This is a genomic window from Streptomyces sp. NBC_01171 (assembly GCF_045039805.1).
In the GTDB taxonomy this organism is placed as follows: domain Bacteria; phylum Actinomycetota; class Actinomycetes; order Streptomycetales; family Streptomycetaceae; genus Streptomyces.
Genome location: NZ_CP108609.1, coordinates 409,600 through 430,981 on the forward strand (window position 1 = coordinate 409,600; position 21,382 = coordinate 430,981).

At 73.4% G+C, this 21,382-nt stretch carries 16 protein-coding genes; 9 read left to right on the forward strand and 7 right to left on the reverse strand.

The features are described 5' to 3' along the window. Positions 1 to 47 precede the first annotated feature (47 nt). Complete coding sequence (locus OG448_RS01880; RefSeq protein WP_405551005.1) at positions 48 to 1,421, reverse strand: S1 family peptidase; 1,374 nt, start codon at positions 1,419 to 1,421, stop codon at positions 48 to 50. Positions 1,422 to 2,075: 654 nt separating this feature from the next. Here OG448_RS01880 and OG448_RS01885 point away from each other — a divergent pair. The 4 genes from OG448_RS01885 to OG448_RS01900 all read left to right on the forward strand — a co-directional run bounded on the left by OG448_RS01885 (position 2,076) and on the right by OG448_RS01900 (position 8,255). After that, positions 2,076 to 2,291 carry a hypothetical protein gene (locus OG448_RS01885; protein ID WP_031179346.1) on the forward strand — a complete coding sequence of 72 codons (216 nt, stop codon included), beginning with the start codon at positions 2,076 to 2,078 and terminating at the stop codon, positions 2,289 to 2,291. Between the two features lie 108 nt (positions 2,292 to 2,399). Continuing rightward, on the forward strand, positions 2,400 to 3,206 hold the full coding sequence (locus tag OG448_RS01890) for an HlyD family efflux transporter periplasmic adaptor subunit (RefSeq protein ID WP_405551007.1): 807 nt from the start codon (positions 2,400 to 2,402) through the stop codon (positions 3,204 to 3,206). After that, positions 3,203 to 5,437, forward strand: coding sequence for an NHLP family bacteriocin export ABC transporter peptidase/permease/ATPase subunit (locus OG448_RS01895; RefSeq protein WP_405551009.1), 2,235 nt, complete (start codon positions 3,203 to 3,205; stop codon positions 5,435 to 5,437). Before OG448_RS01890 ends, OG448_RS01895 begins: the two co-directional genes overlap by 4 nt. 1 nt (position 5,438) lies before the next feature. Continuing rightward, positions 5,439 to 8,255, forward strand: coding sequence for an NHLP bacteriocin export ABC transporter permease/ATPase subunit (locus OG448_RS01900; RefSeq protein ID WP_405551011.1), 2,817 nt, complete (start codon positions 5,439 to 5,441; stop codon positions 8,253 to 8,255). A gap of 187 nt (positions 8,256 to 8,442) precedes the next feature. Here the strand turns inward: OG448_RS01900 and OG448_RS01905 are convergent, their stop codons facing one another. After that, entirely contained in the window at positions 8,443 to 8,865 is a 423-nt protein-coding gene (locus tag OG448_RS01905) for an SSI family serine proteinase inhibitor (RefSeq protein WP_391295974.1), read from the reverse strand. Positions 8,866 to 9,315: 450 nt separating this feature from the next. On the opposite strand from OG448_RS01905, the gene OG448_RS01910 reads away from it, so the two are divergent. Then, positions 9,316 to 10,875, forward strand: a complete 1,560-nt coding sequence (locus OG448_RS01910) for a purine-cytosine permease family protein (RefSeq protein WP_405551013.1) — start codon at positions 9,316 to 9,318, stop codon at positions 10,873 to 10,875. Between the two features lie 15 nt (positions 10,876 to 10,890). Here the strand turns inward: OG448_RS01910 and OG448_RS01915 are convergent, their stop codons facing one another. Both OG448_RS01915 and OG448_RS01920 read right to left on the reverse strand, forming a co-directional pair. After that, complete coding sequence (locus tag OG448_RS01915; protein ID WP_405551014.1) at positions 10,891 to 11,799, reverse strand: hypothetical protein; 909 nt, start codon at positions 11,797 to 11,799, stop codon at positions 10,891 to 10,893. Beyond that, positions 11,796 to 12,203: a hypothetical protein gene (locus tag OG448_RS01920; RefSeq protein ID WP_405551016.1), complete on the reverse strand. Its 408-nt coding sequence runs from the start codon at positions 12,201 to 12,203 to the stop codon at positions 11,796 to 11,798. The genes OG448_RS01915 and OG448_RS01920 overlap by 4 nt, the downstream gene beginning before the upstream one ends. 120 nt (positions 12,204 to 12,323) lie before the next feature. Between OG448_RS01920 and OG448_RS01925 the strand changes: the two genes are divergently transcribed. From OG448_RS01925 to OG448_RS01940, 4 genes are all read left to right on the forward strand, one after another. Continuing rightward, a complete protein-coding gene (locus tag OG448_RS01925; protein ID WP_405551019.1) occupies positions 12,324 to 15,620 on the forward strand; it encodes a CHAT domain-containing protein in 3,297 nt (1,098 codons plus the stop codon). A 39-nt stretch (positions 15,621 to 15,659) separates the two neighbouring features. Next, positions 15,660 to 16,805: a tetratricopeptide repeat protein gene (locus tag OG448_RS01930; protein ID WP_405551022.1), complete on the forward strand. Its 1,146-nt coding sequence runs from the start codon at positions 15,660 to 15,662 to the stop codon at positions 16,803 to 16,805. A 244-nt stretch (positions 16,806 to 17,049) separates the two neighbouring features. After that, positions 17,050 to 17,577, forward strand: a complete 528-nt coding sequence (locus OG448_RS01935; protein WP_405558632.1) for an MFS transporter — start codon at positions 17,050 to 17,052, stop codon at positions 17,575 to 17,577. Positions 17,578 to 17,623: 46 nt separating this feature from the next. Further along, entirely contained in the window at positions 17,624 to 18,793 is a 1,170-nt protein-coding gene (locus tag OG448_RS01940) for a lactate 2-monooxygenase (protein WP_405551024.1), read from the forward strand. Here the strand turns inward: OG448_RS01940 and OG448_RS01945 are convergent. The 3 genes from OG448_RS01945 to OG448_RS01955 all read right to left on the reverse strand — a co-directional run bounded on the left by OG448_RS01945 (position 18,790) and on the right by OG448_RS01955 (position 21,381). Then, complete coding sequence (locus OG448_RS01945; RefSeq protein ID WP_405551025.1) at positions 18,790 to 20,370, reverse strand: RICIN domain-containing protein; 1,581 nt, start codon at positions 20,368 to 20,370, stop codon at positions 18,790 to 18,792. The two genes, OG448_RS01940 and OG448_RS01945, sit on opposite strands and share 4 nt — an antisense overlap. Positions 20,371 to 20,754: 384 nt before the next feature. Then, positions 20,755 to 21,132: a toxin Doc gene (locus tag OG448_RS01950; RefSeq protein WP_405551026.1), complete on the reverse strand. Its 378-nt coding sequence runs from the start codon at positions 21,130 to 21,132 to the stop codon at positions 20,755 to 20,757. Positions 21,133 to 21,138: 6 nt separating this feature from the next. Then, complete coding sequence (locus tag OG448_RS01955; protein ID WP_078858354.1) at positions 21,139 to 21,381, reverse strand: hypothetical protein; 243 nt, start codon at positions 21,379 to 21,381, stop codon at positions 21,139 to 21,141. Between the last annotated feature and the right edge of the window lies 1 nt (position 21,382).

Here is a 21,382-nt window from a genome sequence, read left to right on the forward strand (position 1 = left end):
GCGCGCAGTGGGTCCGGCCCTTCCGCCGAAGGGCCGGACCCAATGGGTCAGTTGGAGGAGGTTCCGTCCCGCTGACCGTTGCGGTGGTGGTACTTGGTGCCCTTCTCCTGAGCGGCACCCGCGCCGGCCTGGTCGTCGGCGCCCGCGCCCGCCTGGTCGTCCGCGCCGCCGATCTGGTCGCCGCCCGCCTGGTCACCGGCACCGGCCTGGTCGCCCGCACCGGCCTGGTCCCCGGCGCCCGCCTGGTCGCCCGCACCCGCCTGGTCGTCACCGGCACCGGCACCCGCGCCCGCGTCGCCAAGGGTGGCGCCCGTGGCCGCGAGGGCGGCGGTGACCGGCTGGAAGAAGGTCTCACCGCCGCTGGTGCAGTCGCCGCTGCCGCCGGAGGTCAGGCCGATCGCCGCGCCCTCCTGGGTGAACAGCGAGCCGCCGCTGTCGCCGGGCTCGGCGCACACGTCGGTCTGGATGAGACCGGTGACGGTGTCGACGCCGCCCGGGTCGGTCTCGCTCTGGAAGTTGACGGTGGCGTCGAGGCCGGTGACCTGGCCGTCGTGCAGTCCGGTGGTGGAGCCCATGCGGAACACGGTGGAGCCGACGGTGGCCTCGGCGGCCTGGGTGATCGCCACGACCTGGCCGTTGCCCGCGTTGACCTCGCTGGGCGCCTCGGTCGCCGGGTCGTCGTACTTGACGAGGGAGAAGTCGCCCTCGCCGGGGAAGGTGGCCTGGTCGACGGTGGCGATGGGCTGCCCGGTCTGCGAGTCGGACCACTCCTTGGCCGCGACGCCGCAGTGACCGGCGGTCAGGAAGGCGGGGCTGCCGTCGGAGGCGGTGACGTTGAAGCCGAGGGAGCAGCGGACGCCGCCGCCCTGCACCTGGGAGAAGATCGCGTCGCCGCCGGAGACGAAGGTCTTGAAGGTGCCGCCGGTCTTCTTCAGCGTGGCCGTGCCGGAGCCGAGACCGTCGACGGTGGACTCCAGCCGGTCCCACTTGGCGCCGGTCACCGTGGAGTCGGCGCTGACGATCACCTTGTTGGTGCGCGGGTCGACGGCCCAGGCGGTACCGGGGATGGCCGCCTTGGTCCGCAGCGTCTTCGCGGCGGACTGGAGGTCGGCGGTGCTGTTCTCCACCTGCCGTACGACGGCGCCCGCACTCTTCGCACGTGCGACGGCGGCACCGTCACCGACCGCGTTGACGACGAGCTGCTGCTTGGCGCTGTCGTAGTAGGAGCCGGCGAACTGGCCACCGAGGGACTGCTTCAACTGGGCGGCGAGCGTGGTCGCGTCGGTGGCCTTGAGGGTCCTCGCGGTGCCCGCCGTGGCCGTGTCCTTGTCCTGGGACGCGTGGGCGTTGGGCAGCAGCAGGGCCGCCGCTCCGAGCGCCGCGACACCGCCCACCGCTATAGCGGCCTTCCTCTTGGGCATGCGCTTGTGACTCAACTTCTCGACCTCCTGGGTACGGGGGTCTGCCGCTGTCGGGCAGTTCGTAGGGGGGTGCCGGCTGGCTACAGGTACGGGCGGCACGCCCGGCGCGTTCAATCCCGATTGCCAACTTCGTTGCGGGGATGGGGAATCAGCCACGACCGCGCCCCGTCTGACACACCGACACCTCCATCACCCCGCGTCACGGGAAAGTCGCCCTGCGTCCAACACCGATACCGGAATCCCTACTTCAGGGAATCTGCACATCCCGCACCCGGGCAGGGCACGGACCGCGAGGTTCGCGCACCGGCGCGGGTGTCCCGGACGTGCCTTTGGAGTGGTGTGCCGGATTCGCGTTACCGGCGGTAGTGGAGACGGCGCGACGACGGCGGGGGGAATGTGAAGGAGAACCGTTCACGGCGTGCGCACCCCTGCACGAATGAACCTCACAGTGCGCCGAACTCGCTGGTGAGAGCCCTGAGTAAGTGGAATCGGGCGCGGCGTGCGTGCTTTGATCCATCGCATCGCAGGAACCGCCCCAGGGCTGCCGGAGACGGCGGCCGGAAGGTCTGGAACTCCTCGCGGCCGCGGCCGTCATCTGTCCCCAGAGGGGGCCGCTCCCCCCTTGTGAAGACCCATACGAAGGGAAGTTCCATCATGAACTCCACCCCCCGTGTCGAGACCGTCGAGATCTCGGACGCCGAGCTGGACAACGTTTCCGGCGGCCTGTCCGTGAACGCCCTCTCCACCGTGACCGGCGCCGTCAACGGCATCGCCCCGGTTTCCGGCCTGGTGGACACCGTCGTCGGCACCGTCGAGGGTGTCACCGGCCTCAACACGGCCCCGGTCACCGGCCTGGTCGCCGGTCTCTGACCGCACCTCGGTGTCACCGAGAGTCCCGGACCCCCTCGCGGGTCCGGGACTCTCGGGCGTCCCGAAACATTTCCGTGCCGTCGTCTCTCCTCGGGTGAGGGAAGTTCCGTGCAGTTCCGCCAACAGGCCCTCGCCAAGCTCCAGTCGCCGGAGGATCTCGACCTCCCGGTGCGGCTGGCACGCCCGCAGGGGTGGCTCGTGCTCAGCATCACCGTCGTCGTGATGGCGGCGGCCTCGGTGTGGGCGGTGACCGGTTCGGTCGCCTCCACCGTGAGCGCCCCGGCCATCCTCACGCACGGGCAGGGCAGTTACGTCCTCCAGAGCCCCGTGGCCGGACAGGTCACCGGTGTGCTCGCCAAGCAGGGGCAGCGGCTGCCCGAGAATGCCCCCGTGCTCAAGGTCCGTACCGCGCAGGGCGATTCGGTGATCCGTACGGTCGCCGCGGGCCGGATCACCGCGGTGGCCGCGACCATCGGGCAGATCGTGCAGACCGGCGCCGACGTGGCCGCCGTGGAGAAGGTCGCGCACGACTCCGACCCCCTCTACGCGACGGTGTACGTCCCCGCCGAGAACGCCGCCTCGATCCCCGCACACGCCACCGTGGACCTGACCGTGTCCTCCGTACCTGCCGAGCGCTACGGCGTGCTGCGCGGCACGGTGAAGTCGGTGGACCGCACGGCGCAAAGCGCCCAGTCGATCGGCGCGTTCCTCGGCGACAGCCAGCTCGGCCGGCAGTTCACCGCCAAGGGCCGTCCGGTCGCCGTCCTCGTCACGCTCGACAAGTCGGCCTCGGCGAGGAGCGGTTACCGCTGGTCGTCGGCGGGCGGACCGCCGTTCGGGCTCGACTCCATGACCCTGGCCTCCGGTGCGGTCCATCTGAGCGACCAGCGCCCGATCGATTGGCTGCTCCCGTGACCGCCCCGACCGACACCGCGCAGGAGAACCGCGGCCGCAGACGGGTCGCCCCGGCCCGCCGCCCGGTGCCCAAACCCCGTGGCGGCACGGTCCGTACGCCCACCGTGCTCCAGATGGAGGCCGTCGAGTGCGGCGCCGCCTCCCTCGCCATGGTGCTCGGCCACTACGGCCGCCATGTCCCGCTGGAGGAACTCCGCATCGCCTGCGGTGTCTCCCGCGACGGCTCGCGGGCGAGCAACCTGCTCAAGGCGGCCCGGAGTTACGGGCTGACCGCCAAGGGCATGCAGATGGACCTCGCGGCGCTCGCCGAGGTGCGCGCCCCGGCCATCCTGTTCTGGGAGTTCAACCACTACGTCGTGTACGACGGCATGGGCCGCCGCTTCGGCCGGCGCGGGGTGTACATCAACGACCCCGCCAAGGGCCGCCGGTTCGTGCCCATGGAGGAGTTCGACGGCAGCTTCACCGGTGTGGTGCTGGTGCTGGAGCCGGGCGACGGCTTCAGCAAGGGCGGCCGCAAGCCCGGTGTGCTCGGCGCGATGCCCGCCCGGCTGCGCGGCACGGCGGGCACCCTGCCCGCGGCGGTGCTGGCGAGCCTGCTGCTGGTCGCGGTGGGCGCGGCGGTACCGGCGCTCAGCCGTACCTACATCGACATGTTCCTCATCGGCGGCCAGACCTCGCTGCTCGGCGTGCTGTTCGCGTCGATGGCGACCTGTGTGGCGCTGACCCTGGTGCTGACCTGGCTGCAGCAGACGAACCTCCTGCACGGCCGGATCATCTCCTCCACCCTGTCCAGCGCCCGCTTCCTGCGCCATCTGCTGCGGCTGCCGGTCACCTTCTTCTCCCAGCGCTCCCCCGCCGACCTGGTACAGCGCCTCCAGTCCAACGACCAGGTCGCCGAGACCCTGGCCCGCGACCTCGCGGCGGCGGGCGTGGACGCGATCGTGGTCGTGCTGTACGCGGTGCTGCTGTACACCTACGACCCGCAGTTGACCTTCGTCGGCATCGGCGTGGCGCTGCTGAACATCGTGGCGATGCGGCTGGTGATCCGGCTGCGCGCGACGCGTACCGCGAAGCTGCGGGCGGACACCGCGCGGCTGACGAACACCTCGTACACCGGGCTCCAGCTCATCGAGACGATGAAGGCGACCGGCGGCGAGGACGGCTACTTCCGCAAGTGGGCCGGGCAGCACGCGGCGACGCTGGAGGAGCAGCAGAAGCTCGGGGTGCCGAGCGCCTGGCTGGGCGTGGTCGCGCCGACGCTGGCCACCTTCAACAGCGCGCTGATCCTGTGGATCGGCGGCCTGAGGGCGGTCGAGGGGCACATCTCGGTCGGGTTGCTGGTGGCGTTCCAGGCACTGGTGGCCCGCTTCACCGCGCCCCTCACCCGGCTCAACGGCGTGGCGGGCCGCATCCAGGACTTCGCGGCCGACGTGGCCCGGCTGAAGGACGTGGAGAACTTCCAGGCCGACCCGCTCTACGCGCGTCCCGGCGGCGCCGACGACACCCGCAGGCTGCGCGGGCACGTCGAGCTGGAGGGCGTCACCTTCGGCTACAGCCCGCTGGACAAGCCGCTGCTGACCGACTTCGACCTCACGGTGGGTCCGGGTCAGCAGGTGGCTCTGGTGGGTGGTTCGGGCAGCGGCAAGTCGACGGTGTCCCGGCTGATCTCAGGGCTGTACTCGCCGTGGGAGGGCGTGATCCGGATCGACGACCGCAGGCTGGAGGACATCCCGCGCGGCGCGCTCGCCGCCTCGGTGTCCTTCGTCGACCAGGACGTGTTCCTCTTCGAGGGCTCGGTCCGCGACAACGTGGCGCTGTGGGACCCCTCGATCCCGGACGAGGCCGTGGAGGAGGCGCTGCGGGACGCGGCGCTGTACGACGTGGTGGCGCGCAGGCCGGGCGGGGTGCACAGCAAGGTCGAGCAGGACGGCCGCAACTTCTCCGGCGGCCAGCGCCAGCGGCTGGAGATCGCGCGGGCGCTGGTGCGCCGCCCCAGCATCCTGGTGCTGGACGAGGTGACCAGCGCGCTGGACGCGGAGACGGAGCTGACGGTGATGGACAACCTGCGCCGGCGCGGCTGCGCCTGTGTGGTGATCGCCCACCGGCTGTCCACGGTCCGCGACAGCGACGAGATCGTGGTGCTCCAGCACGGCACGGTCGTGGAGCGGGGCAGGCACGAGGAGCTGGTGGCGCGCGGTGGCGCGTACGCGGCGCTGGTCAGGGAGCGGTGAGATGACGTCCACGCACGACGGTGATCTGGTGCTGGGCGCCCTCGGCTCGCTGGGTACGCGGGTCGACTGCGCCGGGCTGAACCGGCTGGATCTGGAGGGGCCGCAGGTGCTCTGGCTGGTGGCGGCCGGGGCGCTCGACCTGTTCGCGGTGGACGCCGCCGAGCAGGGCCACTGGCACCACCTGGGCCGGGTGGAGGCGGGCGCGCTGCTGCTGGGCCCGGTCGCGGGCCCCCAGCACACCCTGGTGGCCCGCCCGGTGCGGGACTGTGTGGTGCACCGGGTGAACCTGCGCGAGCTGTACCAGGGCGCGCACACCGAGACCTGGTCCTACGACGAGTACGGCAACCCGCAGTACGTACCCCCCTCCTCCAGCCCGCTGGAGTACGCCCTCGCCCTCGGCGTCGGCCGCGGCCTGTCGGTGCTGTTCCAGGCGCCGCTCACCGAGGACCGGTCGGTCGCGCCCTCGGACGACGACGTGTTCTGGATGCAGGTGCCGCCCGGCAGCGCGCAGTACGGCTCGATGTACGGCGCGGAGGCGGCGGACGACCTGCTGATGGACCCGGCGCTGTGGCAGAGCCTGGTCGACCAGCAGTACCGGCTGCTGACCGCGCTGGACCGCTGGATCGAGCAACTGGAGCGCACCCACGAGACGCGGGCGGCGGCCGGCATCAAGGCCGGTGAGGCGGTACGCGCCCAGGCCGACCAGACCTTGCTCGCCTCCATCGGCAAGCGCTCGGCGCAGCGGACCACCGCGGCCGACGCGGACGCCGGGTACGCGGCGTGCAAGCTGGTCGCGCAGGCGGCCGGGATCACACTGGCCGACCCGGCACGCGGGATCGGCGAGAGCGAGCGGCTCGACCCGGTGGAGCGGGTGGCGCTGGCCTCGCGGGTCCGGGTCCGGGCGGTTCGCCTGGAGGGCCGCTGGTGGCGGGAGAACGTGGGCCCGCTGGTCGGCCACCGGGCGCTGTCCGGTGCGCCGGTGGCGTTGCTGTGGCGCCGGGGCGGTTACGTCGCCGTACAGCCGGCGACCGGCCGGGAGACGCCGGTGGAGAAGGCGAACGCGGAGGAGTTCGAGCCGCGTGCGGTGATGTTCTACCGGCCGCTGCCCGAGAAGCGGCTCGGCCCGCTGGGCCTGCTCCGGTTCAGTCTGGGCGGGACGCGGAAGGACCTGCTGAACCTGCTGCTGGCGGGACTGGTCACGGTGGCGATCGGCGCGCTGGTGCCCGTCGCCACGGGCAAGGTGCTCGGCGAGTACGTACCGCAGGCGCGGGAGAACCTCATCGCGCAGGTCTGTCTCGCGGTGATGCTCAGCGGGGTGGTGTCGGCGGCGTTCACCCTGCTGGAGAACCTCACCATCCTGCGGCTGGAGGGACGCATCGAGGGCTCGCTCCAACCGGCTGTCTGGGACCGGCTGTTGCGGCTGCCGACCCGGTTCTTCAGCGGACGCTCCACCGGCGAGCTGGCGAGTGCCGCGATGGGCATCAGCTCGATCCGGCGGCTGCTGGCGGGCGTCGGCCCGGTGGTGGCGCAGTCGGTGACGATCGGCGCGATGAACGTCGGTCTGCTGCTCTATTACAGCGTGCCGATGGCGCTGGCCGCGATCGGGATGCTCGTGGTGATCGGCGCCGTCTTCCTGGGGCTCGGGCTGTGGCAGGTGCGCTGGCAGCGGCGTCTTGTGACGCTCGGGAACAAGCTGAACAACCAGGCGTTCCAGACCCTGCGCGGCCTGCCCAAGCTGCGGGTGGCGTCGGCGGAGAACTACGCGTACGCCGCCTGGGCCCGGGAGTTCGCGCGCAGCCGGGAGCTCCAGCAGAAGGTCGGCCGCATCAAGAACCTCAGCTCCGTGCTGGGCGCGGTGTATCTGCCGATCTGCACGCTGGTGATGTTCATGCTGCTGGCGGGCCCGGCGAAGGGCGCGATGTCGGCGGCGTCGTTCCTCACCTTCAGCACGGCGGTGACGATGGTGCTGACCTCGGTCACCCAGTTGACCGGCGCCTTCGTGTCGGCGGTGGCGGCGCTGCCGCTGTTCGAGGAGCTGCGCCCGGTGCTGGACGCCACCCCGGAGGTGCGGGCGGGCAGCACCCGGCCGGGCCCGCTGACCGGCGCGCTGGAGGCCCGGCGGCTCTCCTTCCGGTACTCCGACGACGGCCCGCTGGTCCTGGACGACGTGTCCTTCGCGGTGCGGCCGGGCGAGTTCGTCGCGGTGGTCGGCCCGAGCGGCTGCGGCAAGTCCACCCTGCTGCGCCTGCTGATCGGCTTCGACAAGCCGGTCTCCGGCAGTGTGCTGTACGACGGCCAGGATCTCGGCGCGCTGGACCAGTCTGCGGTGCGGCGGCAGTGCGGGGTGGTGCTCCAGCACGCGCAGCCGTTCAACGGTTCCATCATGGACGTGGTCTGCGGCACCGAGCCGTACACGCCGGAGGAGGTCATGGCGGCCATCGAGCTGGCGGGCCTGGCGGAGGACGTGCAGCGGATGCCGATGGGGCTGCACACCATCGTCGCCGGGAGCGGCGCGGTCTCCGGCGGGCAGCGCCAACGGCTGATGATCGCGCAGGCGTTGATCCGCCGGCCGCGCATCCTCTTCTTCGACGAGGCGACCAGCGCCCTGGACAACGACACTCAGCGCACGGTCATCGAGTCCACCCGCAAGCTGAACGCCACCCGGGTGGTCATCGCCCACCGGCTTTCCACCGTGATGGACGCGGACCGGGTGGTGGTGATGGAGGACGGCAAGGTGATCCAGCAGGGCACCCCGGCCGAACTGCTCGCCGACACCGGCGGCCGGCTGCACGAACTGGTGCGACGGCAACTGGCGTAGGGCTGGATGTGCCGCTTCCCGGCGAGGCCCCCCACGGGCCTGGCCGGGAAGCGGCTGTGGGTCCGGAAGGCGGCGGCCCCACTCCGCCTCACCCTCCCGGTACGGGATCGCCGGTCGCTCCGCCCCAGGGGCCGCACTCCCCAGTTGCGAAACCGACCCTGCGGCACGGAGCCCGTGCGATCCCGGTCTAGAACGCGAAGACGCTGCTGTCGAGCGCGTCCTTCGCGCAAGCGTTGCCGAACGTGCGCTCGTAGGCGACCCGTTGGCCCTGCCAGACACCCTGGACGGTGACGACCACGGGGTCGTACAACCGGGTGCAGTGCACGTCGGGGCGGGCCTTCAGGGCGGTGAAGTCGCCGCTGACTCCGCGCAGTTCGGCGCAGGCGGCGGCCGCCGCGGGGTGGGTGCCGGTGGCCGTCGGGGCGCAGCTCAGGGTGACGGCGCGCTCCGGGGTGACCGTGGTCGCGCTGTCGCCGTGCCCGGTGGTGAGGACCAGTGCCGAGGGCGCGTACAGGGAGGCAGGCGCGGCTACGGCGGAACCGGTCAGAGGTCCGCAGACGGCGGCGGCGGTGAGGCCGAGGGCCGCGGCCCAGCGCGCGGTGTTCCGCATGGTGTGCATCCTTCCGCTCGATTTGAGGGTGTGCCGCCCATTGCCCGGTGGGGCGCCGCGACGGCGAGCGCCACTCTGCCGAGTCCGCAGCCGGAACACACATCCCACCCATGACTTTCAGTAACATTGCGTATTGAATCAGTGGCGCGAAGTCACGGAATTCGAACACGTCGACCCCTCAACGCCGGGCTTTCCGAACACGCGGATCGCCCCGATGGCCGGAACTCACCGCCTGAGCAATCGGCCTGAAACATTCCGCTCCCCCGCGCCGGGGCCGCTTTCACGATCCGCGCGTGACACCTTCACGATTCCTCGTGTTCGCACGGGTTTCGCCGGGACGCACGGGTGGGCGAACCCTCCACCGAAACGGCCGCGGATGGATGAAACATCCCCTGGCTCCAGGTGCCGATCCGGCCGTACCGTCGGCAGACCCCGTCCCAGGAGCCCCAGTTGACCTCACCGCACACCGAATCCCCCGCCCCGGCGCCCTCGCTCACCGAGGTCGAGCCCTACGGGGTCGAGCGCATCCCGGACGCGGAACGCACCGCGACCCCGTTCGACCTGTTCCGGGTCGCATTCGGTGGCGCCAACACCTTCTCCACCTCCGTACTGGGCGCGTTCCCCATCCTCTTCGGGCTCTCCTTCTGGCAGGGCCTCGCGGCGACCGTGCTCGGGGTGCTCGCGGGCGCCCTGATCCTGTGTCCGATGGCGATGTTCGGCCCGGCCAACGGCACCAACAACGCGGTCTCCTCCTCGGCACACCTGGGCGTGCACGGCCGCGTGGTCGGCTCCTTCCTCTCCCTGCTGACGGCGGTGGCGTTCTTCTCCATCTCGGTGTGGAGCTCGGGAGACGCCCTGGTGGGCGGCGCGCACCGCCTGTTCGGCCTCTCGCGCGGCACGCTCTCGTACGTGGTCGCGTACGCGCTGTTCGCCGGGCTGGTGCTCGCGGTGTGCGTGTACGGGTTCCGGTTCATGCTGTTCGTCAACAAGATCGCGGTGACCTCGGCGACGGTGTTGTTCCTGCTGGGCGCGGTCGCCTTCGCCGGTGACTTCGACCCGTCGTACGGAGGCTCGTTCACCGCCTCGGCGGACGCCGCCACGCAGGCGATGTTCTGGCCGTCCTTCATCGGGGCGGCGCTGATCGTGCTGTCCAACCCGGTGTCGTTCGGGGCGTTCCTCGGCGACTGGTCGCGGTACATCCCGGCGGACGCCCCGCGTCGGCGGGTGGTCGGCGCCGCGTTCCTGTCCCAGGTCGCCACCCTGCTGCCGTTCGTGTTCGGCCTGGCGACGGCGAGCATCATCGCCACCAAGGCCCCCAAGTACGTCGACCCGACGGCGCCCGACTTCGTGGGCGGCCTGCTGGCGATCTCCCCGGGCTGGTTCTTCCTGCCGGTGTGCCTGCTGGCCCTCATCGGCGGCATGTCCACGGGCACGACCGCGCTGTACGGCACCGGGCTGGACTTCTCCTCGGTGTTCCCCCGGCTGTCGCGGGTGCGGGCGACGATGCTGGTCGGCGTGGTGTCGATCGCGTTCATCTTCGTCGGCCGGTTCGCCCTGGACCTGGTGCAGTCGATCTCCACCTTCGCCACGATGATCATCACCTGCACCACGCCGTGGATGGTGGTGATGATCCTCGGCTTCTTCACCCGCCGCGGCTGGTACGACCCTGACGCCCTCCAGGTCTTCAACCGCCGCCAGCGGGGCGGCCGTTACTGGTTCACCCACGGCTGGAACTGGCGCGGGATGACCGCGTGGTGGGTGTCGGCGGCCCTGGGCGTCCTCTGCACCGACATCCCCGGCCAGTTCGTCGGCCCGCTGGGCGGCCTGGCGAACGGGGTCGACATCAGCCTGCCGCTGTCGCTGGCCGTGGCGGCGGTGCTGTACCTGTCCCTGCTGTGGCTGTTCCCGGAGCCCCGGGCCGCCTACGGGCCGGAGGGGGCGCGCTGGGTGCGGACCAGGGAGGTCCCGGTGCCGCCGATCACGCAGGCGCCCGCCCTGGCCGCGGTGTGACCTCTGCCGGCGGGGTCAGTCGGGCTTGCTCAGCAGGCGGGTCACCTCCTCCCCCGTCGCCGGGGTGAGACGGCCCTCGCACGGCAGGCCGAGGGTGCGGGCCAGATCCGCGCCCTGGAGGTCGACCAGGGCCTCCGCCAGCTCCGCGAAGGACGCCGCCGCCGTACGGCCGCGTACGGCACCCGTCGCCACCGTGGCCACGCCGACCAGCGCGGCGGGCCACCACCACACGGCCAGCAGCAGGTAGGCCAGACCCCAGGCCGTGAGCCGGGCGGCGGCGCTCAACGCGGTCCGAGCGGTGCCGAGTTCGGCGCGGGTGCTGTCGGGGGCGAGGAGCCAGAGGTGGGGCCAAGCGGCGGTCAGGTCCAGGCGGTACGCCCGCCACACGCGCCGGTCCGGGGTCGTGACCCGGTCTCCGGTCCAGAAGGGGTGGCGCGGCGCGACCAGAGAGACCTCGTTGCGCCGGGCGTACAGCCTCTCCGCCTCGGCCACCAGGGCGTCACCGTCGGCCGCACCGCCCAGCCGGGCCCGCCCGGCCGCGACCAGGGCCGTACGGTAGGCGTCGTCCGCGGCCCGCCATCTGCGCGACCGGCGCTCCGTCAGCCACCGGGTCACCGGCCCGCGCGGACCCGTCAGCCAGACCCGCTCGACCAGCGCTCCCACCGCCTGCGCACCGGTGCCCGTCAGCGCGGCCCCGGCCAGCACGGCGACCGCGCACACCGCGAGCACGCCCACGCTGTGCGCGCCCGGCGCGGCGGCGAGGGCGTCGAGGCGCTCGCGCAGCCGCCCGGTGTCCTGCCAGTGCCGCTGGCCGAGGGTGACGGCGGCGGCCAGCGCGACGAGGTACACCAGGCCGGGGACGGCCAGCAGGGCGACCCAGCGTTCGGCCAGCTTGCCCCCGAGCGCGTTGAGGAACGCGGTCACGGGCGCAGCCTGATCTCCCGCAGCGGCCGCCCGAAGATCCGGCACTGGGCCGGGGTCTCGGGCGTGGGTGCCTCGACACGGGCGCAGCCGCCGCCCGGACACGCCAGTACGTGCAGCAGCGGGTGCCCCGCGCCGGGGAACCGCTGATAGACGGGCGGCGTGTCGGTGCGGTACGAGCCGAGGCCCGCGGTGAAGCCGGCGGCCAGCAGGAGGTCCTCCAACTCGTCGAAGGAGTCCTCCAGCTCCTCCGGTGAGCGCCCGCCGCGTACCTCGGTGGTGATGTGGTCGATCAACCGACGCCCTTCGGGGCCGAGTTCGGGTGCCCGCTCGGTCAACCGGTGGCACAGAGCCGCCAGCCGCTCGTGGCCCGGGCCGTCGTCCCCGTCGTCGTCGAGCCCGCTCATCGTCGTACCTCCCTGGACCAGCCGACCGGCGACTCAGCATAACGAGGGCGGTGAGCGGACCACTTGGGTAAAATCGGGCTCGGGACTTCAGAGCCCATGGCGTCACACAGGGGGCCGGTCATGTCGGACGCGCACGGAGCCGCTGGGCACGCGCTCCGCCAAGTCGCCGTACTGATCGAAGAGTTCAACCGAACAGGTGACCGCCGTCCGCTGGACAGCGCGGTCGGGATCTGCCGGGAAGCCCTCCGCGCGGCGCCACCCCAGGGTCCTGTCCACACCGCGTGCCGTGCGGCACTGCGCAGCACCCTGGTGATGCGCTGGTCGGCGTTCCGCGACCGGCGGGACCTGGACGCGTCGATCACCGAGGGACGGGCGCTCGCGGCGGGCCCCGCCCCGGACGAGCAGGACTTCCGTCTCCTGGGCCGCATGCTGGCCGACCGCCATGAACTCACCCGCGATCCGGCCGACCTGGAGGCGGGCATCCTCGCCCTGCGGCGTGCCGCCGAGCTGCCCATGCACGGCTGGGACAACCGGCCGTTCATCTTCGACACCCTCGGCGGCCTGCTGGCCGAGCGCGGCGAGGCGACGGGCGACACCGCCGACCTCGCGGAGGCGGAGCGACTGCGCCGGGCGGCCCTGACCCTGCTGCCCGAGGACTCCCCGGAGCTGCCGACCGTACGGAACAACCTGGCGGCGACCCTCCGCCACACCGCCGAGCTGCACCGGGACCCCGCCCAGGCCCGTGAGGCCGTCGACCTGCTGAGCGCGGCCCTCGCGGACACCCCGTCACCCCGCCGCCCGCAGGCCCTGCTCCACCTGGCCACGGCCTGGCAGACGAAGGCCGAACTCACCGGCGCCCCGGCCGACATCGAGGCCATGGTCGCCGTCCACGACGCCGCCCTCGCCGCGGCACCGAGAGGCCATCCCCTCCGGGCTCGCACCCTCACCGGCCTGGGCGTGGCCCTCCGGCTGGCGGCGGAGCACACCGAGGACACCGAGCCGCTGCGCGCAGCCGTGGCCGTGCTCGGCGAGGCCGTACAAGAGACACCGGAGGGCAGCCGGGCCCGCCCGCACCGGCTCAACAGCCTCGGCAACGCCCTGCACCGGCTGGGCGAGCGCACCGGCGACGCGGCCCTGCTGGACGAGTCCGTACGCGTCCTGCGCGCCGCCGTCGCGGAGCCGTCGCCGCAGGAGGAGGGACACGTGGGCCGGGTGGCGAACCTCGCCCTGGCCCTGCGCGAGCGCTACCACCAGACGGGTGACCTGGAAACCCTGCGCGAGGCGGCCCGCCTGGCCCGGCTCGCGCTGAGCGCCCCCCGTACGGCCAGGGACTCCGACACCCAGCTCGCCAACCTCGGTGTGGTCCTGCAGACCTGGTACGACCGCACCGGTGACGCGGGCGCCGCCGCCGAGGCCGTCGAGGCCGCCCGCCGGGTCCTCGCCCGCACCCCGCCGGGCGGCGCCGAGCGGGCCATGCGGCTGAACCACCTCGGCAACGCACTCTTCCAGCGGTACGAGTCCGGCGGCGACCCGGCCGATCTGGCGGAGTCGGTCGCCATGCTGACCGAGGCCGTGGAACGGACGGCCTACGGCACCTCGGAGCACGCCGACTATCTGCACAACCTGGGCCTGTCCCAGCTCACGGGCGCCCGCGCGGCCGAGGACCCGACGCTGCTGAACCAGGCGGTGACCACGCTGGGCCGGTCCGTATGGGCGTCGGCCCCCGGCGCGGCCCCCACCGCCAACCGGCTCCATTCGTACGCGTCCGCGCTGCGTACCCTGCACGCGGTGACCGAGGACCCGGCCGTGCTGCTCGCGGCCGAGGACGCCTACCGGCAGGTCGCCGGGATCACGGCGCTGCCCGCCGCGCAGCGCGTGCGGGCCGCGTACTCCTGGGGCATCGCGGCGGCGGACGCGGGCCGCTGGGAGCAGGCGCTCGAAGGGTTCGAACTCGCCCTGGCACTGCTGCCGTTCAGCATCGGCAGGCGGCTGACCCGAGACGACCAGGAGCACGGGCTGACCAGTGTGCAGGGGCTCGCCGCGGACGCCGCCGCGTGTGCGGTGCACCTGGGCCGGCTCGACCACGCGGTGCTGCTGCTGGAGCAGGGGCGCGGGGTGCTGCTGGGGCAGACCATCGCGGCCCGCGCCGAGCTGGAGCGGCTGCGTGCCGCGTATCCGGACGCCGCCGAACGCTTCGTGGAGCTGCGTGACCTCATCGACGCGCTGGACCCCACGGAGGAGGACACCGACGAACGGCACCTGCTCGCGGCCTACTGGGAGGAGCTGGTCGCCGAGATCCGCACGCTGCCGGGCTTCGGCGGTTTCCTGGGCGGTCCGACGACCGCCGAGGTGCGGGCATGTGCCGCGCGCGGGCCGGTGGTCCTGGTGTACGCGAGCCCGTACCGCAGCGACGCGCTGGTCCTGCTGGCGGACCGGGTGCTGCCGGTCCCGCTGCCGGGCGCCGGTCTTCCGGCCGTGGAGGCGCAGGCGCGGCGGCTCGACAGCGCGCTCGCCGAGGCGGCCGTACCGGACGGGGAGCGGGCCGCGCAGGAGACGGTCGCGGAGGTGCTCGCCTGGACGTGGGACCACGTCACCGGGCCGGTCCTTCGAGCGCTGGGGCTGTCCGCCCCACCGACGGACGGTGTCTGGCCGAGGCTGTGGTGGTCGCCGGGCGGCCCGCTGGCCGCGCTGCCACTGCACGCGGCCGGCCACCACGGCGACCCCTCCCGTACGGTGCTGGACCTCGCGGTCTCCTCCTACACGCCGACCGTCCGCGCCCTGGCGTACGCCCGCGCCCGCGCGGCGGGCCCCCCGCCGGCCGGGCGCCTGCTCGCGGTGGTCGTGCCCGACGCCCCCGGCGCCCGCAGGCTGGGCGGAGTGCGCCGGGAGGTGCGGGAGCTGAGCGCGCTGCTGCCGACCGAGGTGATCGCGGGCCCGCGTGCCACGTTCGCCGGGGTGATGGCGGCACTGCCCGCCCATCCGTACGTCCACTTCGCCTGCCACGGGGTGAGCGAGCCGGACGACCCGTCCGGGGCACGGCTGCTGGTGCACGACCACCGGGAGCACCCACTGACGGTACGGCACATCTCACGGCTGGAACTGCCCGACGCCCGGCTCGCCGTACTGTCCGCCTGCGAGACCGCGCGGGGCTCGGAGCGGCTGGCGGACGAGTCGATCCACGTCACCTCGGCCTTCCAGATCGCCGGGTACCCGCACGCGATCGGCACCCTGTGGCCGGTGCACGACGCGGTGGCGGTACGCGTGACGCGGAGCCTGTACCGGGAGATGCGCGGCGCCCTCTCCGCATCGGCGGAGTTGGACGCGGCCCTCGCGCTGCACCACGCCGTACAGGAGTGCCGGGCGGCCTTCCCCGGCAGCCCCAGCCTGTGGGCCGCCCATGTGCACTCCGGGGCATAGAGCCGCCGGAGCCGGACGACGAGAGGAGGGGGTCCGGACATGGCCCTCGGATGGCGCAGGAAACGCGAGGACGACGGCCGGCGGGACATCCCCGAACCGGAACTGCCCCCGGCCGCCGACCTGGTCGTCACGATGCTCAACGAGGACGGCACCGAGGAGGAGATCAGTCGCGTCGGCATGCCCCCGCACGAGTTCTACGGCATGCGCGCCAACGCCGCCCACCAGCGACTCGGCCCCGAACACCCGGACACCTTGCGGGCGTTCCGCGACTACGCCCGCGCGCTGACCCACATGGAGGGCCGCCATGAGGAGGCACGCGAGCGGCTGATGGCCCTGGTGTACACCCAGTCCCGGACCCTCGGCTACGTCCACGAGGACACCCTGACGACCGCCGCCGACCTCGCCGGACTGATGCACGTCACGGGCGAGTTGGGCAAGTCCGAGGAGGTGTGGCGCAGCGTGTGGACCAGCCGCGCCGAGCTCCTCGGCCCGGACCACCCGCACACCCTGGACAGCGCGTCCTCCCTGGCCGCGGTGCTGGAGGACCTGCGCCGCGAACCGGAGGCCGCCGCCCTGCGCCGGGACGTGCTGGAACGCCGCAGGCGCCTGCTCGGCCCGGACGACCCGGCGGTCCTCTCCGCCACCAGCAGCCACGCGGCGGCCCTGGTCAAGGCGGGCCACTGGGCCGAGGCGGAGCGCGAACTACGTTCCCTCGTCGCCAGGCTGGAACGCCGCGGCCTCCAGGACGACGACACCGGCCTGGCCGCCCGCGCCAACCTGGGTGCCGCGCTGTGCCGGCTGGACCGCCTGGACGAGGCGGAGGCGGTGATGCGCTCGGTCCTCACCACCCAGCAGCGCACCAAGGGCCCGGCCCACCCCGACGCCCTCACCACCCGCAACAACCTCGCCGCCGTCCTCCACGCCCGCGAGCACTACGCCGAAGCGGCCCACACCCTCCGCGAAGTCCTCACCCTCACCACCCAGCACAAGGGCGACTCCCACCCGGACACCCTCCACGCCCGCGACAACCTGGCCAACGTCCTGATCGACAACGGCGACCACGAGGAGGCCGCGACTCTCCTGACCCGCTGCCACACGGACTACACCCGAGTCTTCGGCCCCCACCACCCCCTGACCCGCACGGCAGCGGAACGGCTGGCTTGGCTGCGGGACAACTCGTCCTGATCCTTGCTTCCCTGACCACCCGCACTGTTGGCTTGACCGGTCCTTTCCTCCCCGCCCCCAAGTGTCGTGCGCATGCCCTTACCCGACCGTCTCGGTCTGCTCCGTGAACCCGATTTCCGGCGGCTCTTCGTCGCCACCGCGCTCGGGCAGTTGGGGGACCGGGTCGCCTTTCTGACGTTGCCGCTGATCGCGATCGTGGCGTTGGACGTGGGGGAGGGTCGGGTGGGTCTTCCTCGCGCGGGAGATCCACCTCGGGTCCTTCGGGATCGGCCTCGTCCTGTCGGGCATGGGGTGCGGGAGTCTGCTGGGCGCGCTGCTCGCGGCCCGGGTGTCGCGGTGGGTCGGGCAGGGCCCGGTCATCTGGCTCGCGCCGCTCGTGACCTGCCCGTTGACCGCCCTGACGGCGTTGGCGCGGCCCGGCTGGAGCGTCTGGGTGGCGGCGCTCGGACTGGCCGCCCTGTCGCTGGGCGGGGTCGTCCGGATGGTGGCGCAGGCGAGTTTCCAGCAGGCGCTCACCCCGGACCGGCTCATGGGCCGGATGAGTGCGACGGCGCGGTTCGTCTCGTGGGGCGGCCTCGCCCTGGGCGGCGTCCTCGGCGGCGCCGCCGGCTCGCTCCTCGGCGCACGGCTCACCCTCTGCGTGGGCGCGGCCGGGATGACCCTGAGCCTGCTGCCCGCCCCCCTCTCCCCCCTGCGCACCCTGCGCGAACTCCCCCGCAGCCAGGACCCCGTCCACACCGCCGACCAGGCTCCGGCCACGCCCACCCCCTGAGGCACACTGAGCTGAGCATGACACCCCCACGAAAGGGAGCGGCGGCATGGGTGCGCGGTGGGCTGACTTTCAGTACGAGATCTACCTCAACGGAATGAACGGGACGGTCCCCCGGCTGCCGACCGATCTGACCCGGCTGGAGGAGCTGGCGGAACACCGGCTCGGGCCGGGCCCGGTCGGGTACGTCGCGGGGAGCGCCGGGAACGGAAGCACCGAGCGGGCCAACCGGACCGCGCTGGAGCGCCGCCGGATCGTGCCGCGCATGCTGCGGGACGTCGCGGAACGGGACCTCTCCGTACGGCTGCTGGGACGTACGCTGCCGGCGCCGCTGGCCCTCGCGCCGGTCGGCGTGCTGTCGATCATGCATCCGGACGCGGAGTGCGGGGCCGCGCGGGCCGCCGCCGCGCAGGGCGTGCCGTTCGTCCTGTCGTCGGCGTCGAGCACGCCGATGGAGACCGTCGCGGAGGCGATGGGGGACGCCGAGCGGTGGTTCCAGCTCTACTGGGGCAGCGACCGCGAGGTGACCCGGAGCTTCCTGGGCCGGGCGAGGGCGGCCGGGTTCTCGGTGCTGGTCGTCACGCTGGACACCCCGCTGCTGTCCTGGCGCCCGCGCGACCTGGACCGGGCGTATCTGCCGTTCCTGCACGGGGTCGGCACCGCCAACTACTTCACCGACCCCGCTTTCCGAGCCGGGCTCGCCAAGCCGGTGGAGGAGGACCCGAACGCGGCCGTCCTCCGCTTCCTCGGCCTCTTCGGGGACGCCGGGCACACCTGGCCGGACCTCGCGTTCCTGCGGGAGCACTGGGAGGGGCCGATCGTCCTCAAGGGCGTCCTGCACCCGGACGACGCCCGCGCGGCCGCCGACGCCGGGATGGACGGGGTGGTGGTCTCCAACCACGGCGGCCGTCAGGTCGCCGGCTCCGTCGCCGCCGCCGACGCCCTGCCGGGTGTCGTCAGCGCGGTCGGTGACCGGCTCGACGTGCTGTTCGACAGCGGCATCCGCACCGGCGACGACATCGCCAAGGTCCTCGCCCTGGGCGCCCGCGCGGTCCTGCTCGGCCGCCCCTACGCGTACGGACTCGGGCTGGACGGCCAGGCGGGCGTCGAACACGTCGTCCGCAGCATCCTCGCGGAACTCGACCTGACCCTCGCCCTCTCCGGCCACGCCTCCCCCGCCACCCTCAATCCCTCCGTCCTGACGGAGGGGCCGAACTAGGCCCCCTGGTCCGGCGCTTCCGCCTGGCGGGCCGGGGTCTCGGACGTCTCCGCTACGGACAGCGAGCCGGGGGTGGCCGACGGGGTGTCGGTCAGCCAGTGCTGGGCGGGCGAGCGGTCCCGGAGCGAGACCACGATGTCGGCGCCGGGACGCGCGTCCGCCGAGGCCAGCGCGAGCGTCTCGTCCCAGCGGGGCAGCAGCTCGCCCCGCACGGTGAGGTCGTACCGCACGTCCTCCCCGCGCTCGGTGCCCGCGTCGTCGCAGGTGCCGAGGATGACGACGGCGGCGTCCGCGTGGGAGTCGAGGCACAGCTCGGGGTCCGCCTGGCTGTGCACGAGGCCGTCCGCGTCGTACGTCCACTGCTGGGTGACGGCGTCCGAGCACAGGGCCAGCGTCACCAGCCCGCCGCGCTCCGGCTCACCCTTGATGCCGAGGCAGAGCGAGGCCCCGGCATTGCGCAGCCGGATCGGCCGACCGGCCAGTGGCGGAGTGGCCGAGGCGGTCGCCGAGGGCTCGGCGGTACGGGGGTCGGCGGCGGGCGCGGCACCGGCGGAGGCCACCGGGGTGCGGCCGCCCTCCGCCTCGGGCCAGACGGCGAAGGCCAGCCCGGTCGCGAGCAGCCCGGCCGAGAGGACACCCGCCCCGGTACGCAGCGACCACCCGGTACCGCGCCGCCCCGCGCCCCGCTTGCCGGCCCGCCGACGCCCGCCGGAACGCGGGGCCTCCCCCCGGGCCGCGGCAGCCTGACCCCGGCCGGGCCGGGAGTCGAGATAGCGGCGGGCGCCCCAGCCGAGGACCGCCTCCGCGAGCAGCAGCCCGGCGCCGCTGTCGATCTGGCCGAGCTGTTCGGCGGCGTACCGGCAGTAGGAGCAGGCGTCCAAGTGCTGGCGGACATCGGGGAGTACACCCCCGCCCCGACGCACCGGCACGTCGAGCAGCCGGTTGTAGTGGCGGCACTCCCCACTGGGCGCCAGCTCACGGTGTGCGCGCAGCACACCCGCGCGCAGCTTCTCCCGGCTCTGTTCGAGCGCGGCGGCCGCGCCCACCGGGTCCACGCCGAGCAGCGCGGCGGGGACGGCCACGGGCTCGGCCTCGACCTCGGTGTGCCAGAGCAGCGTCTGCTCCAGCCGGGGCAGCAGGTGGAAGGCCCGCTCGGCGAGGGTGCGGTTCTCCGGGGTGAGGGAGTTCGCGGCGCGCATCCCGCGTCCCCCGGCCGGCTTGGCGAGGCCGGGCAGGGCGGCGGTGAGGCGGTCGGTGGCCGCCCAGTCGAGGACGGTGTCCCGTACGGCCACCAGCAGCCGGGGCCGGAGCGCCTCGGCGGGCTCGCCGAGGGCGAGCCGGTCCAGGGCCTGGTGGAAGACGGCGGCGGTGACCATGTGGGCCAGCGGTCCGGGACCGGCTAGGCAGATCACGGCGTAGTCGGCGGCGGGCTGCCAGTGCCGGGCCATCAGCAGGGCGGCCGACCGGGACGCCTCCGTGTCCGAACCGGCGCGCAGCGGCGCGGCCGTGGACTCGTCGGACTCCCCCGCCGCCATGCCGGGCAGGTAGGGGGGAAGGGGAGGCTGAGCGGTGGTCACTGAGCGGTTTCCTTTGGCGCGTGCGGAGCGTGGGAGCGGTCCTCCGGGGTGCGCACGGGGCGAGCGGGACCCACGGCTCCGCCCCGGCGTCCCCCGGCCCGGTGGCCCAACTGCCGAATCGGTTCCGGACTTCACCCCCCGCGCGGGAGTGTCAACCCTCGCACAACTTCTCCACACGCAACAAGGAGCGTGTCCCACATCGCCGGGTTTGCAGGGAAGTCGGAGTCGGGCGGGTTCCGCGCACCCCGTGTGAAGCTCGCGCACACGACGGCCACTCGCGCACGCTTCTCCCGGCGCGCCGGGCCGGTGTGGACTGGGCCCGGTCCCACCCGGAAGGCCCCCCGGCCGATCGCCGTACGGCTTCCCCCGTCCGCCGGGGCGGTGTCAGATCCGCCAGGACCTCAGCCGGTCGGCCGCGCCGTACACGTCGGCGCGGCCGTCGGTCAGGTCGCGGACGAGGTCGACGAGGGCGCCGTACGGCGGGTCGATGCCGGCGCCGCTGATGTGCAGGTAGGCGACGGCGGTGGCACAGGCGAAGCGGGCGTTGGCCGCGGGCAGCGGGCGGAGGACGGCGAGCGTGTGCAGCAAGGCGGCGGCCCGCCAGGCGGGGTCGGAGTCGACGCCGAGCCGGGGCGGGTCGACGCGGTGCCGGGCGACGGCGGCGACCAGGGCGGAGAAGTCGTCCACCGAGGGCTGTTCGGGCAGGACGTCCTCATGGCGCTGGAGCAGCCAGGGGATGTCGATGTGGATGACGGGGGGCATCGCAGGTCAGGCGGCCTCGCCCCTGGCCGGTACGGCCTCGTCGTCGGGGAAGGCGGCGGCGAACTCCTCGGCGTGCGCGGTGAAGAAGGCCCGGAACGTCTCCGCGCCCTCCTTCAGCGCCCGGTGCCGGGCGATGTCCGCCGCGGCCGCCTCCCGCACCAGGGCCTTCATCGACGTACCACGTTCCTTGGCGATCTGCCGCAGGTCCGCTAGTTCCCGCTCGCTGAACTCCACGTTGAGAGCTGGCATG

Excerpts from the sequence above, each read along its gene's own strand:
- OG448_RS01900 (WP_405551011.1), top strand. The coding sequence starts at position 5,439 with ATGACGTCCACGCACGACGGTGATCTGGTGCTGGGCGCCCTCGGCTCG.
- OG448_RS01920 (WP_405551016.1), bottom strand. The coding sequence starts at position 12,203 with ATGAGCGGGCTCGACGACGACGGGGACGACGGCCCGGGCCACGAGCGG.
- OG448_RS01905 (WP_391295974.1), bottom strand. The coding sequence starts at position 8,865 with ATGCGGAACACCGCGCGCTGGGCCGCGGCCCTCGGCCTCACCGCCGCC.
- OG448_RS01925 (WP_405551019.1), top strand. The coding sequence starts at position 12,324 with ATGTCGGACGCGCACGGAGCCGCTGGGCACGCGCTCCGCCAAGTCGCC.
- OG448_RS01885 (WP_031179346.1), top strand. The coding sequence starts at position 2,076 with ATGAACTCCACCCCCCGTGTCGAGACCGTCGAGATCTCGGACGCCGAG.
- OG448_RS01950 (WP_405551026.1), bottom strand. The coding sequence starts at position 21,132 with ATGCCCCCCGTCATCCACATCGACATCCCCTGGCTGCTCCAGCGCCAT.
- OG448_RS01930 (WP_405551022.1), top strand. The coding sequence starts at position 15,660 with ATGGCCCTCGGATGGCGCAGGAAACGCGAGGACGACGGCCGGCGGGAC.
- OG448_RS01880 (WP_405551005.1), bottom strand. The coding sequence starts at position 1,421 with ATGCCCAAGAGGAAGGCCGCTATAGCGGTGGGCGGTGTCGCGGCGCTC.
- OG448_RS01955 (WP_078858354.1), bottom strand. The coding sequence starts at position 21,381 with ATGCCAGCTCTCAACGTGGAGTTCAGCGAGCGGGAACTAGCGGACCTG.
- OG448_RS01940 (WP_405551024.1), top strand. The coding sequence starts at position 17,624 with ATGGGTGCGCGGTGGGCTGACTTTCAGTACGAGATCTACCTCAACGGA.